We start from the raw sequence: 12,742 nt of genomic DNA, 5'->3' as shown, positions 1-12,742 counted from the left end.
TGATGATTACGCATAAATGAATTGCGTTGATACAGTTGTGATGATTTTTTATCTAAATCCCTTTCAATAAAAAAGACTTCCGATTGCCCAATTTCACTCCCGGGTCAACTAATAATCACAGCGTTATTCCACATTGATAATCGCCTATCAAAATGATAGGCATATTTTACCTGTTAAAACTAAAGTTGCGTTTGTAAAATCAATTAAATAACTGATTAATAGTTATTTAATTGATTTTGCCATTTGTTGGCATCCCCTTGGTAAAGCCTTCTGCAAAAACGAATACTATGGATATTTTACAGGTTGTTATTTATGTGGTGACGTTCATAGTCATCTTCTGGATCTTCTTCAAATCAGTTAATTACTTCGAAAAAATCTAATCATCATGATCGCATTATTCATTGTGGCCATAGCCGTGTTTATATACATGGTGTACGTGCTGCTTAAACCCGAAAAATTTTAATTATTAAAACCATGAACACTGAAATTTCAGGTGTAATTTTTACCTACCTCCTCACGCTTGTAATAGCCATCCCCTTAGGTCGTTACATGGCCCGCGTTTTTAAGGGCGAAAAAACATGGCTCGACTTTTTAGCCCCGCTCGACCGTTTCATTTTCCGTTTTAGCGGCATTGATACCAAAAAGGAAATGAACTGGAAACAGCATTTATTTGCCCTGCTTACCATTAACAGCGTTTGGCTTATTTATGCTTTTGTGTGTTTAATGGCACAAGGCCACTTGCCGCTTAACCCGGATGCAAACCCTGGCCAGTCTGCCGATACTGCTTTCAATACAGCCATCAGCTTTTTGGTTAACTGTAACTTACAGCACTACTCGGGCGAAAGCGGCGCTACTTATTTTACACAGCACTTTGTATTTATGTTCCTGCACTTTGTATCGGCAGCTACCGGTATTGCAGCGCTAATGGTACTATACAGGGCATTAAAAGATAAGGTGACCGATAAATTGGGTAATTTTTGGGATTACTTTGTAAAATCAATCACCCGCATTTTATTACCTATATCATTTGTTATAGCTGTCATCTTCGCCTTTAACGGCATGACCACCAGCTATGCAGGTAAAGATACCTTCATTAGCATGCAGGGCGATACCGTTCACGTATCCCGCGGACCGGTTGCTCCTTTGGTAGCTATTAAACACCTGGGTACAAACGGAGGCGGCTGGTTTGGCGCCAACTCGGCCCATCCTATAGAAAACCCTAATTACTTAACCAATACCGTTGAACTGGTTGCACAGCTTATTATCCCTATTGGTTTGGTATTTGCGCTGGGTTTTTATCTCAACAAAAGGAAATTCGCATATGTAATTTTCGGGGTGATGACACTGGGTACGTTGCTGTTGCTTATACCAACTATGAACGCCGAACTGAGCGGTAATCCGGCAATTGCCCACATGGGTATTAGCCAGCCCACCGGTGCCATGGAGGGGAAAGAAGTACGGTTTGGACCAGCTAACTCCGCCTATTGGAGCATCATGACCACCGTTACATCCACGGGTTCTGTAAACTCCATGAATGATAGCACTATGCCTTTATCCGGCGCTATGCAATTGCTGGGTATGATGGTTAACTGCTTTTATGGTGGCTGCGGAGTAGGTTTCCTTAACTTTTATATTTTCATCATTATAGCCGTATTTATATCGGGATTAATGGTTGGGCGAACACCGGAATTTTTAGGGCGCAAAATTGAGGCCCGGGAAATGAAGATAGCATCGCTGATAGCTTTATTACACCCATTCATCATATTGGTTGGCTTAGCCATATCATCATACGTTGTGGTACATATGCCGGGTGCAGATTGGGCGGTAAAACCATCGGCCTGGTTAAACAACCCGGGCAACCATGGCTTTTCCGAAATGTTATATGAGTATACCTCAGCAGCAGCCAACAACGGGTCGGGATTTGAAGGTTTGGGCGATGGCAACATCTTCTGGAACTTTACCACAGGTATAGTAATGGTATTGGGCAGATTTTTACCCATAATTGGTCCGCTGGCTATAGCCGGTTTACTCGCCAACAAAAAATTCATTCCAGAATCAGCCGGTACCCTTAAAAGCGATACTTCAACTTTTGGATTAATGATCTTCGCGGTGATTGTTATTATAGCCGCCCTTTCATTCTTCCCTGCACTGGCTTTAGGTCCAATTGCCGAACACTTTTCACTTAAATAATCATGAAAACCTCAAATACATTATTCCAGGGCGATCAGATGAAGGAGGCTTTTAAACAGTCCTTCATCAAACTAAACCCACGCATACTGTTCCGTAACCCGGTTATGTTTACCGTTGAAATAGGTACCGCAGTAATGCTTATTGTTTCTATATTCTCTTTTGCAAATAAAGGCCAGGGCAGTTTTGCCTATAACTTCACCGTATTTTTGGTACTGTTGCTCACCGTTTTGTTTGCCAACTTTGCCGAGGCCATTGCCGAAGCCCGTGGTAAAGCACAAGCCGAAAGTTTGAGGAAAACCCGTGAAGAAACACCCGCCCGTTTATTGGTTAACGGTAAAGAGACAAGAGTAATGTCATCACAATTAAAAAAAGGTGACGTATTTATCTGCGAAACAGGCGATAACATCCCAACCGATGGTGAGATTATTGAAGGTATTGCTACAATAGATGAATCTGCTATCACAGGCGAATCTGCACCGGTTATCCGCGAATCTGGGGGTGATAAATCATCAGTAACAGGCGGTACCAAAGTATTATCCGACAGGATAAAGGTAATGGTAACTACCCAGCCAGGCGAAAGCTTCCTGGATAAGATGATAGCCCTGGTAGAAGGTGCATCGCGCCAGAAAACACCAAACGAGATAGCACTTACCATTCTGTTATCAGGCTTTACGCTCATCTTCGTTATTGTATGCGTAACCCTGAAACCATTCGGCGATTATTCCAATACCCCTATAACTATAGCTGCTTTTATATCGCTGTTTGTTTGTTTGATCCCTACCACCATTGGTGGCCTGTTATCGGCTATCGGTATTGCCGGGATGGATAGGGCGCTGCGTGCCAACGTGATCACCAAATCGGGTAAAGCTGTTGAAACAGCAGGCGATTTGGATACGCTGTTATTAGATAAAACAGGTACCATCACCATTGGTAACCGTAAGGCTACCAACTTTTACCCTGCAACAGGTGTAAAACCGGCCGATTTTGTTACCGCCTGTGTATTGAGTTCGCTGGCTGATGAAACCCCCGAAGGTAAATCGATAGTTGAACTGGCAAGCCTTGATAAGTCGGTGCCATCAGTAAACGCTCCTAAAGATTCGGTATTTATAAAGTTCACTGCCGAAACACGGTCAAGCGGTTTAGATACACCCGAAGGTTTACGCGTTCGCAAAGGAGCTTTTGATTCTATTCGTAACATCGCCTTAAAGGCCGGTCACCCCTTCCCTGCAGAGGTAGAGGATAACGTTAAAAAGATAGCCTCAAATGGTGGTACACCGCTGGTGGTATCGCAAAACGAGAAGATAATGGGTGTAATTGAATTACAGGACATTATTAAACCCGGCATAGCCGAACGTTTTGACCGCTTGCGTAAAATGGGTGTTAAAACCGTAATGGTTACTGGTGATAACCCTTTAACCGCCAAATTTATTGCCGAAAAAGCAGGTGTAGACGATTTTATTGCCGAGGCTAAGCCAGAGGATAAAATGAACTACATTAAAAAAGAGCAGCAAGGTGGTAAGCTGGTAGCTATGATGGGCGATGGTACAAATGATGCACCTGCATTGGCCCAGGCCGATGTTGGCGTGGCCATGAACAGCGGTACCCAGGCAGCCAAAGAAGCCGGTAATATGGTGGATTTGGATAACGACCCAACCAAGCTGATTGAGATTGTGGAAATAGGCAAGCAATTGCTGATGACCCGTGGTACCCTCACTACATTCTCTATCGCCAATGATGTGGCCAAGTACTTTGCTATTGTGCCGGCTTTATTTATGGTATCTATACCATCGTTAAGGGCGCTTAACATCATGGCCTTGCATAGTCCGGAATCGGCCATATTATCGGCAGTAATATTTAACGCTATTATTATACCGATGCTGATACCATTGGCCTTAAGGGGGGTAGAATATAAGCCGATTGGCGCCAGCGCATTATTGCGCCGTAACCTGTTGATCTATGGCCTTGGCGGCGTACTGATACCATTTATCGGTATAAAACTGATTGACCTTGCAGTAGGCGTATTTATTTAGATATGAGATGTGAGATATGAGATTTGAGACAAAAAATAAAAGTCGAATATCTTATATCGGAGCACTCAGATCTACATTTCAAGGATGCGGGGCTAATCTCACATCTCAAATCTAATATCTCAAATCTAAAAGAAATGAAAACATATTTGTTGCCATCTATTAAGTTAACTATCATACTGATAGTAATAACAGCCGGAATTTATCCATTAGCTATCGCCGGTGTAGGCAAATTAACGCCCGGTCATGGCGACGGGGAGACCGTAAGTTACAAGGGCCGCGTGGTTGGTTATGCCAACGAAGGTCAAAAATTTACTAAAGACGAATACTTCTGGAGCCGCCCGTCGGCAGTTGATTACAATGCTGCCGGTTCAGGTGGTTCAAACAAAGGGCCTTCAAACCCCGATTATTTGAAACAGGTTGAGGGCAGGATCCAGGATTTTTTAAAACATAACCCCGGTGTAACCCGTGCGCAGATCCCTGCCGAACTGGTTACCGCATCGGGTAGTGGCCTGGACCCTGACCTTTCTCCGGCAGGAGCGCAGGTACAGGTAGCCCGTATTGCAAAAGTACGTGGTTTATCTGCGGATGCGTTAACCAAATTGGTTGATGCTCATACCGAAAAACCTTTATTGGGTGTATTCGGTCCGGCTAAAGTGAACGTGCTGAAATTGAATGTGGCTTTGGATGAGTTGAAGAAATAGGCTTCGTCTAAAGCCCCCCGGTAGAGAAAAGGTTTGTCATCCTGAACGCAGTGAAGGATCTATTCGCAGACTGTACAGGGCGAAGAAGCATGGCGAATAATAGATGCTTCACTACGTTCAGCATGACAAAGGCTTTTTTTGCAAACACGTCATTGCGAGGAACGAAGCAATCTCTAAGCTATACAGAGAGAAAAGAACAGTATGGCACAAGCATGATCGACCTGCTTACGTAGAGATTGCTTCGTACCTCGCAATGACGGTCTGTTTATTTCGAAATGACAAAGGGTTTTAAGAGAACTTAACTACATAAATGAAAAAGAACATATTATTATTCGCAATACTTTTAACTGGCTTTAGCGTTGTAAAAGCCCAGGATACTGTAAAAACAACATCCGATGCGCCATTGGTTATTTTTGGTTCGGTTGATACTTATTATAAATACGATTTTGCCAATAGAGGCTCGCAGATACCAACCAGTTTTGCTACAGATCAAAACTCTGTATCAATAGGAATGATCGATCTTGGACTAAAAAAGAAAGTAGGCAAATCAGCTTTTGTAGGCGAGCTTTCATTTGGCCCGCGCGGGCAGGCACAATCTATCCCTAATGGTACCAGCGGCGATTCCTACCACATCCAAAACTTGTATGTATCTTACGATGTAACTAACAAACTAACGCTGGCAGGCGGTTATATGTCAACCTTTATAGGTTATGAGGTGATAAGCCCCGTAGGTAATTTTAACTATTCTACATCATACCTGTTCACCAACGGGCCTTTCCAGAATGCCGGTGTTAAAGCAACCTATGCTTTTACCGATAAGATAAGCCTGATGGTTGGCGCTTTTAATGATAACTGGAACGCCTATCAGTCTACAAAAAAGGTAAATAATTTTGGTGCCCAGTTAGCCATTACACCTGTAAAAGGATGGACAGCTTACCTGAACCTGATAACCGGCGGACTGCAGGGAACAGAATTTGACTTGACTACCGCTTATCAAATAACCGATGCTTTTAAGTTAGGCTTAAATGCTGCCGATTATAAAGCCAATAGTGGCGTTACCGGTGGTTTTACAGGTTTGGCTTTATATCCGCAATATGCAGTATCAAAAGAAGTAACATTAGGTTTAAGGGGCGAGTACTTTAAAACCAAAACCGGTACCTATACATCAACAGCTGCACCGGCGCCCGGCGAAAATGTAACGGCTGTTACTTTTACAGCAAATATAAAAGCTGGTCCGCTGGCGCTGATCCCCGAGATCAGGCTTGATAGCGGATCGGCAGATGCGTTTAAAAATCATTCAGGAGATCCTGCAAAAACAGCCTCGCAATTTGTGCTGGCTGCGGTGTATGCCTTCTGATAAAGATATGTATGGATTGTTTTATAATTAATTTTGGTTGTTAATTATAAGTTTGGTTAGCATGAACGTTCATACGTAAAAAGGGGACCTGTCAGGGGGCTCCTTTTATTACATTTATACACATAATGAAACTAATGAATTTGAAAAATAATTCATAAAGCAATGAGCGAAGAAAGTAAAGAACAATCGGTTGAGCATTTCCTGGAACTGATAAAACGGTCGCGGCGGGGCAAGTTCAAGGTTTACATTGGCATGAGCGCCGGTGTGGGTAAAACTTACCGCATGCTGCTGGAAGCCCAGGCATTAATGCGCAATGGTATTGATGTTAAAATAGGCTATATTGAAACCCATAACCGTAAGGAAACCGTGGCGCAGCTGGAAGGCTTGCCCGTAATTCCACGCCGTAAGCTTTTTTACAAGGGGAAGGAGCTGGAAGAGATGGATTTGAAGGCCATTATCAGCTTGCGGCCCGAAGTGGTTTTGGTTGATGAACTGGCGCATACCAATATTGAAGGCAGCAGTAACGAAAAACGCTGGCAGGATGTATTGGAGATCCTGAACGCCGGTATCAATGTGATCAGCGCGGTAAACATTCAGCATATGGAGAGCCTTAACGAGGAAGTTGAGCGCATAACCGGCACCGCCATTAATGAGCGAATCCCCGATAAGGTTTTGCAATTGGCAGATGAGGTAGTGAATATCGACCTTACCGCCGATGAGCTGATAGACCGTTTAAAAGAGGGTAAGATTTATGATGAAAAAAAGGTGCCCCTGGCCCTCAATAATTTTTTCCAGTCGGATAGGATCCTGCAGCTGCGCGAACTGGCTCTGCGCGAGGTAGCCCACCAGGTAGAGCGTAAAATTGATATTGAGATCCCCAGGAACATTAAATTAAGGCCCGAGATTTTTTTAGCCTGCATCAGTACAAATGACGCATCGGCAAAAATAATTATACGTAAAACCGCAAGGTTATCATCATATTACCGATCAAAGTTTTTTGTGTTGTATGTGCAAACTTCAAGGGAAAGTAGCGATAAGATAAACCTGGCATCGCAGCGCCATTTGATTAATAATATGAAACTGGCTACCCAGTTAGGCGGCCAGGTGCTCAAAGTAAAAAGCGACCGGATAGCTCAAACCATATGGGAAACTGCCGAAAAATATGACGTCACCACTATTTGTATTGGTAAACCACGGTTTAAATTTTACCAACTGATCATGAAAACAGCTGTGTTTACCCAGTTATTAAATAAAATGTCTAAAACAGATATTGACCTTGTAATACTATCATAACAATGACTATTAAAAATAAACTCCGTACAGGCATTGGCTTTTTGTTTGTACTGGCGCTCATCTGCTGCGGCTTATCAGTATATTTCCTTAACCGTCTTTCGGCCGATGCCGGGGTGATATTGAAGGATAACTATAAAACCCTGCAATACACGCAAAATATCCTGAACGAGATAGATGCCGGTGACGGCCCGCTTTCGGCTAAGCAAATTGCTGTAATTGATGATAACCTTTACAGGCAGCAGCATAACATTACAGAGAAAGGTGAGGGGAAATTAACCGACTCATTAACCGCTGTTTACCGGGATATTAAACTGCCTGGTGTTGCTGGTGCACAAATTGAGGCACGGGCGCAGGCACGGCGATTGATTTATGGCATAATGCGTTTAAATATGGATTCCATTGCGCATAAAAATTCTGTTGCAGCTAATACCGCCAAAAGAGCCAATATATTGGTTGCCTTTTGCGCCGTATTATTATTCACCATCGCATTTACTTTCGCGGTGAACTTCCCCGGATATATTGCAAACCCCCTAAAAGAATTAACAGAAAAGATAAAAGAAATATCAAACCGCAATTATCATCAGCAGATAGATTTCCAGTCGGACGACGAGTTTGGTGAGCTTGGCCAGGCTTTTAATAACATGACCAAAAAGCTGGATGAATATGAAAACAGTAACCTGGCCAGTATTTTGTTCGAGAAAAAGAGGATCGAAACCATCATCAATACCATGCAGGATGCCATTGTGGGGTTGGATGAAAAGATGATTATCATATTTGCCAACGAGGTAGCCTGCTCATTAATAGGTATGAGTACAGCGCAGCTTACCGGCCGTTATGCTCCGGATGTAGCTTTGGAAAACGATCTGCTGCGCAACCTTTTAGTAAACGAGCAGCCCCGGCTTAAGATATTTGCCGATAACCGCGAAAGTTTTTACTCACGCGAATCGTTATCGGTAAGCAGCAAAAATAAAGTGATAGGGAAGGTGATTATCCTGAAAAACATTACCGAATACCAGCAACTGGATGAGGCTAAAACCAATTTTATAGCTACGATATCGCACGAGTTAAAAACGCCTATATCGTCTATAAAAATGAGCCTGAAATTGCTGGAAGATGAACGGATAGGTAACGTGAATACCGAGCAGCGGCAACTGCTGGAAAATATTGATGACGATGCCCGCCGCCTGTTACAAATTACCGGCGAACTGCTGGATATGGCACAGGTAGAAACCGGAAAACTACAGCTTAACTTTGGCAGCACCCATCCAAAAAACATAGTGGACTATGCCGTAAAGGCAATTAAATTTACTGCCGACCAAAAGCACGTTGCTATTAAGGTAAAATGCGATGACAGCTTGCCCGAAGTGCATGCCGACCTGGATAAAACCACCTGGGTGCTTATCAACCTGTTATCAAACGCTATAAAATACAGTCACGAAAAATCGATAGTGGAGCTGGTGGTTAAAAAATACAAGAACGACGAGATAGAATTTTCTGTAACCGATCATGGTAAAGGTATAGAGGAGCAATACCTGTCGCGCCTTTTCGAACGCTATTTTAAAGTTCCCAACGCCACTGCCGACCAAACCGGAACCGGTTTGGGCCTTGCTATAGCCAAGGATTTTATTGAAGCCCAATCGGGCCACATAGGCGTTGATAGTGAAATAGGGGCAGGCAGCAGGTTTGCTTTTACGCTGAAAAGGGCGGTGTAGCTCTGCCTCTCCCGGGTGCTTCTACCAATGAGTGTTTGCAAAAAAGCCACTTGTCATGCTGAACGTAGTGAAGCATCTATTATTCGTCATGCCTCTTCGTCCAGTACAGTCTGCGAATAGATCCTTCACTGCGTTCAGGATGACCAAATCATTTTTATAACCTACCCATGACGTGTTTGCAAAAAAGCCACTTGTCATGCTGAACGGAGTGAAGCATCTATTATTCGCCATGCTTCGTCGCCCTGTACAGTTTGCGAATAGATCCTTCACTGCGTTCAGGATGACAAATCTTTAAAAACGTCATTTCCCCGGATTTTGCAACCGCAGTTAAGATCTTCTAAAATTCATTTGCATTTTAAACTATTTATCGTAATATTGCAATATATAATTCAATGCTTGTATTATGAAAAATCAGGAAGCTATAAACTGGATGGAATTTAAAGAGCAATTGCTTGCCCATCCGCAACTGGATCTGCAATTTCAGTATGCCGAAAACAAGTGGGTAGATGCATCGTACCACATCACCGAAATTAAACAGGCACCCATCACATCAGTTGATTGCGGGGGTAAAATGAACAGCTGGACCGAGATCATTGTTCAACTTTGGGAACCTGTAAATCAACAGCAGGAAAGGCCAATGCAGGTTGGCAAGGCTTTATCCATCGTTGAATTGGTTGAGAAAACATTACCTTTAAATCCGCTGGCAAAGGTTAAAATTGAGTTTGGTAATTCGGACTTTGATACCCGCCAGATGTATCCCAACCAGGTGATTGCTGAGGGCGGTAACCTGATTGTTGATCTTCGGCCCGATACTGTGCAGTGCAAGGCAATTGAACGCGGCGGCAGTTGTGGTACCACTGCTACCGGCGAAGAGTGTTGCGCACCGGTTGCTGTGAAACCCAAAGTTGAATTAAAGAACCTGGCTGTTGCTGCCGAATGCTGTACACCCGGTGGTGGTTGCTGCTAAATAAGAATACCATGGTAATAAAAAATGCCGAAAACTACAGAGATGGTATAATGCAATTGCTTAGCGCTGCTAAGCTTCCTGTTGATGATCTTCCGCCGTTGTTAAATAACTTTTTGGCAGCCGTAGACGATACCGGCCAGGTAATAGGCGTAGCAGGTTTTGAAATTTATGGTACAAATGCTTTGCTCCGTTCGGTAGCGGTTAAACCGGAATTTCGTAACCAGGGCATTGCAGATAAGTTACTGCAGGAGGTGGAAAGTATGGCCCTGTTAAATAAGCTTAAAGTTATTTGCCTGCTTACAGAAACCGCACCGGAATATTTTAGCCGCAAAGGTTATACAGCAATTTTGCGCGGGGACATACCCGAAGAGGTAAAGCAATCATCTGAGTTTAGCCATGTATGCCCCGTATCGGCCATCGTAATGAAAAAAGAAATAAATTGAAATGAAAAAAATATTAGTGTTATGTACAGGCAATAGTTGCCGCAGCCAGATAGCTCATGGCTATTTGCAATATTTTGCCGGTGATAAAGCCGAAATTTATAGCGCCGGGGTGGAGATCCACGGTGTTAACCCAAAAGCCATCAAAATAATGGCCGAAGATCATATAGATATCTCGCAACACACATCAAATAATGTGGATGAATATATGGAGATCCCTTTTGATTATATTATTACTGTTTGTGATAATGCCAAAGAGAATTGCCCCTACTTTCCATCCAAAGCCGTACGTTTTCACCAAAACTTTCCCGACCCGGCTAAAGCTACCGGAACTGAAGAGGAGGTGATGGACGAGTTTAGGCGCGTAAGGGACATGATTAAAGTATTCTCTGTAGATTTTATACAGCGGCACGTTTAAACCTGGGTTTGATTATTAAGTGCTTTATCGTAATATTGCTTACAATGGGATTAACCAAAACAGAAAACTTTACCGAGGCTCAAAACGAGCTGGCCAAAATGCTTAAAGCATTGGCGCATCCCGCGCGCATCGCTATTATCGAGCATTTAATAAAGGCCAATGCCTGCATCGGGAACGATTTGGTTGATGTTTTGGGTTTGGCCCAGCCTACCACCTCGCAACATTTACGTGAGCTTAAAGAAGCCGGTATAATAAAAGGTACCATAGAAGGCACATCCATGAGCTATTGCATTGACCAGGTGAAATGGAAACAGTATGCAGATAAGCTGAGCGCTTTCCTGGTAACCGCGAATTTTCCAGAAAAAGATTGTTGTTGATTTTTTTTGATCAAATACATTGCTTTATCGCAATAAACAAATGTAATTTATTAACATGAGTGCAAATAATTGCAACCCAACACAACGGAAAAAGCTTTCGTTTTTAGACAGGTATCTTACCTTATGGATATTTATGGCCATGGGCGCGGGTGTAGCTATCGGGTATTTTATGCCTTCGGCAAAAGATTTTATTAATCAATTTCAATCGGGCACTACCAATGTGCCTATTGCTATAGGGTTAATGCTGATGATGTATCCTCCATTTGCAAAGGTGAGGTTTGAGGAGTTGGGCAGGGTATTCAGCAATGTTAAAATCTTATCCCTTTCGCTGGTTATGAACTGGCTTATCGGTCCTGTGCTGATGTTTCTGCTATCAATAATTTTTCTGCGCGATCATCCGGCCTATATGATAGGTTTAATTATGATTGGCCTGGCCCGCTGCATTGCCATGGTGATAGTATGGAACGAGCTTGCCGATGGTAACCGTGAATACGCCGCCGGGCTGGTTGCTTTTAACAGTATTTTCCAGGTACTTTTTTACAGTTTGTTTGCCTGGGTATTTGTTACCGTCTTACCGCCCTGGTTTGGGCTGAAGGGTCTGGTGGTAAACATCAGCATAGGGCAAATAGCTCAAAGCGTGCTGATCTATTTAGGGATCCCGTTTTTTGCTGGTTTTTTAACCCGGTATGTATTACGCAGGATGAAGGGGAATGATTGGTACAATAACGTATTCATCCCCAAAATAAGCCCGGTAACGCTTATAGCACTTTTATTTACCATATTGGTGATGTTCAGCCTCAAAGGCGACCTGATTGTACAAATCCCGTTTGATGTGGTGCGGATAGCCATTCCGCTGGTTATTTATTTTGCCATTATGTTTATGGTAACCTTTATGGCCGGCAAATGGCTTGGGGCAGATTATGCGCAAAATGCTGCCTTATCATTTACTGCCGCTGGTAATAATTTCGAGCTGGCCATCGCGGTTTCTATCGGTGTTTTTGGTATTAATAGCGGCGAGGCATTCGCAGGTGTAATTGGTCCGCTGGTTGAGGTGCCGGCATTGATTGCATTGGTGAATGTGGCTTTTTGGTTAAGGAAGCGGTATTATACCCCAAGCCTTAAAAGTTAAGTCAGGCTGAACTCGTTTCAGCATCCCACAGGACAAGTGGCTTTCATGCTGTACACCTTGCATGTCGTTGAACCAAACTTACGAAGTTTTTAAAACTTCGTAAGTTTTTGCCCGATTAGACATTTTTT

Annotated in this window: 12 protein-coding genes; all 12 read left to right on the top strand. The window is 43.2% G+C overall.

Annotated features, from left to right (window positions below; genetic code table 11):
• Positions 1-385: 385 nt before the first annotated feature.
• The 12 genes from kdpF (at position 386) to arsB (ending at position 12,614) form a co-directional block, all read left to right on the top strand.
• Entirely contained in the window at positions 386-463 is a 78-nt protein-coding gene (gene kdpF / locus AC1DQW_RS16530; RefSeq protein ID WP_169611101.1) for a K(+)-transporting ATPase subunit F, read from the top strand.
• An 11-nt stretch (positions 464-474) separates the two neighbouring features.
• The gene (gene kdpA, locus AC1DQW_RS16525; protein ID WP_477455098.1) at positions 475-2,190 is read left to right on the top strand and encodes a potassium-transporting ATPase subunit KdpA; all 1,716 of its coding nucleotides are present in this window, start codon (positions 475-477) and stop codon (positions 2,188-2,190) included.
• A 2-nt stretch (positions 2,191-2,192) separates the two neighbouring features.
• Positions 2,193-4,220: a potassium-transporting ATPase subunit KdpB gene (kdpB, locus tag AC1DQW_RS16520; RefSeq protein ID WP_477455097.1), complete on the top strand. Its 2,028-nt coding sequence runs from the start codon at positions 2,193-2,195 to the stop codon at positions 4,218-4,220.
• A gap of 134 nt (positions 4,221-4,354) precedes the next feature.
• Entirely contained in the window at positions 4,355-4,921 is a 567-nt protein-coding gene (locus tag AC1DQW_RS16515) for a K(+)-transporting ATPase subunit C (RefSeq protein WP_477455096.1), read from the top strand.
• A 310-nt stretch (positions 4,922-5,231) separates the two neighbouring features.
• Entirely contained in the window at positions 5,232-6,278 is a 1,047-nt protein-coding gene (locus AC1DQW_RS16510; RefSeq protein ID WP_477455095.1) for an outer membrane beta-barrel protein, read from the top strand.
• A 162-nt stretch (positions 6,279-6,440) separates the two neighbouring features.
• Positions 6,441-7,571, top strand: coding sequence for a sensor protein KdpD (locus AC1DQW_RS16505; protein ID WP_477455094.1), 1,131 nt, complete (start codon positions 6,441-6,443; stop codon positions 7,569-7,571).
• Between the two features lie 2 nt (positions 7,572-7,573).
• Entirely contained in the window at positions 7,574-9,283 is a 1,710-nt protein-coding gene (locus AC1DQW_RS16500) for a HAMP domain-containing sensor histidine kinase (RefSeq protein ID WP_477455093.1), read from the top strand.
• A gap of 403 nt (positions 9,284-9,686) precedes the next feature.
• On the top strand, positions 9,687-10,250 hold the full coding sequence (locus AC1DQW_RS16495) for a DUF6428 family protein (RefSeq protein ID WP_477455092.1): 564 nt from the start codon (positions 9,687-9,689) through the stop codon (positions 10,248-10,250).
• 11 nt (positions 10,251-10,261) lie between these two features.
• Positions 10,262-10,693, top strand: coding sequence for an arsenic resistance N-acetyltransferase ArsN2 (gene arsN2 / locus AC1DQW_RS16490; protein ID WP_477455091.1), 432 nt, complete (start codon positions 10,262-10,264; stop codon positions 10,691-10,693).
• Between the two features lies 1 nt (position 10,694).
• A complete protein-coding gene (locus AC1DQW_RS16485; RefSeq protein WP_477455090.1) occupies positions 10,695-11,108 on the top strand; it encodes an arsenate reductase ArsC in 414 nt (137 codons plus the stop codon).
• A 44-nt stretch (positions 11,109-11,152) separates the two neighbouring features.
• Positions 11,153-11,485 (top strand): ArsR/SmtB family transcription factor, encoded by a 333-nt coding sequence (locus AC1DQW_RS16480; RefSeq protein WP_477455089.1) that lies wholly within the window; start codon positions 11,153-11,155, stop codon positions 11,483-11,485.
• A 55-nt stretch (positions 11,486-11,540) separates the two neighbouring features.
• Entirely contained in the window at positions 11,541-12,614 is a 1,074-nt protein-coding gene (arsB, locus tag AC1DQW_RS16475; RefSeq protein WP_477455088.1) for an ACR3 family arsenite efflux transporter, read from the top strand.
• Positions 12,615-12,742: the final 128 nt, after the last annotated feature.

This window comes from Mucilaginibacter sp. P5_A4 (assembly GCF_056400605.1).
This window is presented reverse-complemented; position numbering and strand designations above follow the sequence as displayed.

Coding starts and splice junctions, on each gene's coding strand:
- kdpF (WP_169611101.1), top strand. CDS start 386: ATGATCGCATTATTCATTGTGGCCATAGCCGTGTTTATATACATGGTG.
- kdpA (WP_477455098.1), top strand. CDS start 475: ATGAACACTGAAATTTCAGGTGTAATTTTTACCTACCTCCTCACGCTT.
- kdpB (WP_477455097.1), top strand. CDS start 2,193: ATGAAAACCTCAAATACATTATTCCAGGGCGATCAGATGAAGGAGGCT.
- AC1DQW_RS16515 (WP_477455096.1), top strand. CDS start 4,355: ATGAAAACATATTTGTTGCCATCTATTAAGTTAACTATCATACTGATA.
- AC1DQW_RS16510 (WP_477455095.1), top strand. CDS start 5,232: ATGAAAAAGAACATATTATTATTCGCAATACTTTTAACTGGCTTTAGC.
- AC1DQW_RS16505 (WP_477455094.1), top strand. CDS start 6,441: ATGAGCGAAGAAAGTAAAGAACAATCGGTTGAGCATTTCCTGGAACTG.
- AC1DQW_RS16500 (WP_477455093.1), top strand. CDS start 7,574: ATGACTATTAAAAATAAACTCCGTACAGGCATTGGCTTTTTGTTTGTA.
- AC1DQW_RS16495 (WP_477455092.1), top strand. CDS start 9,687: ATGAAAAATCAGGAAGCTATAAACTGGATGGAATTTAAAGAGCAATTG.
- arsN2 (WP_477455091.1), top strand. CDS start 10,262: ATGGTAATAAAAAATGCCGAAAACTACAGAGATGGTATAATGCAATTG.
- AC1DQW_RS16485 (WP_477455090.1), top strand. CDS start 10,695: ATGAAAAAAATATTAGTGTTATGTACAGGCAATAGTTGCCGCAGCCAG.
- AC1DQW_RS16480 (WP_477455089.1), top strand. CDS start 11,153: ATGGGATTAACCAAAACAGAAAACTTTACCGAGGCTCAAAACGAGCTG.
- arsB (WP_477455088.1), top strand. CDS start 11,541: ATGAGTGCAAATAATTGCAACCCAACACAACGGAAAAAGCTTTCGTTT.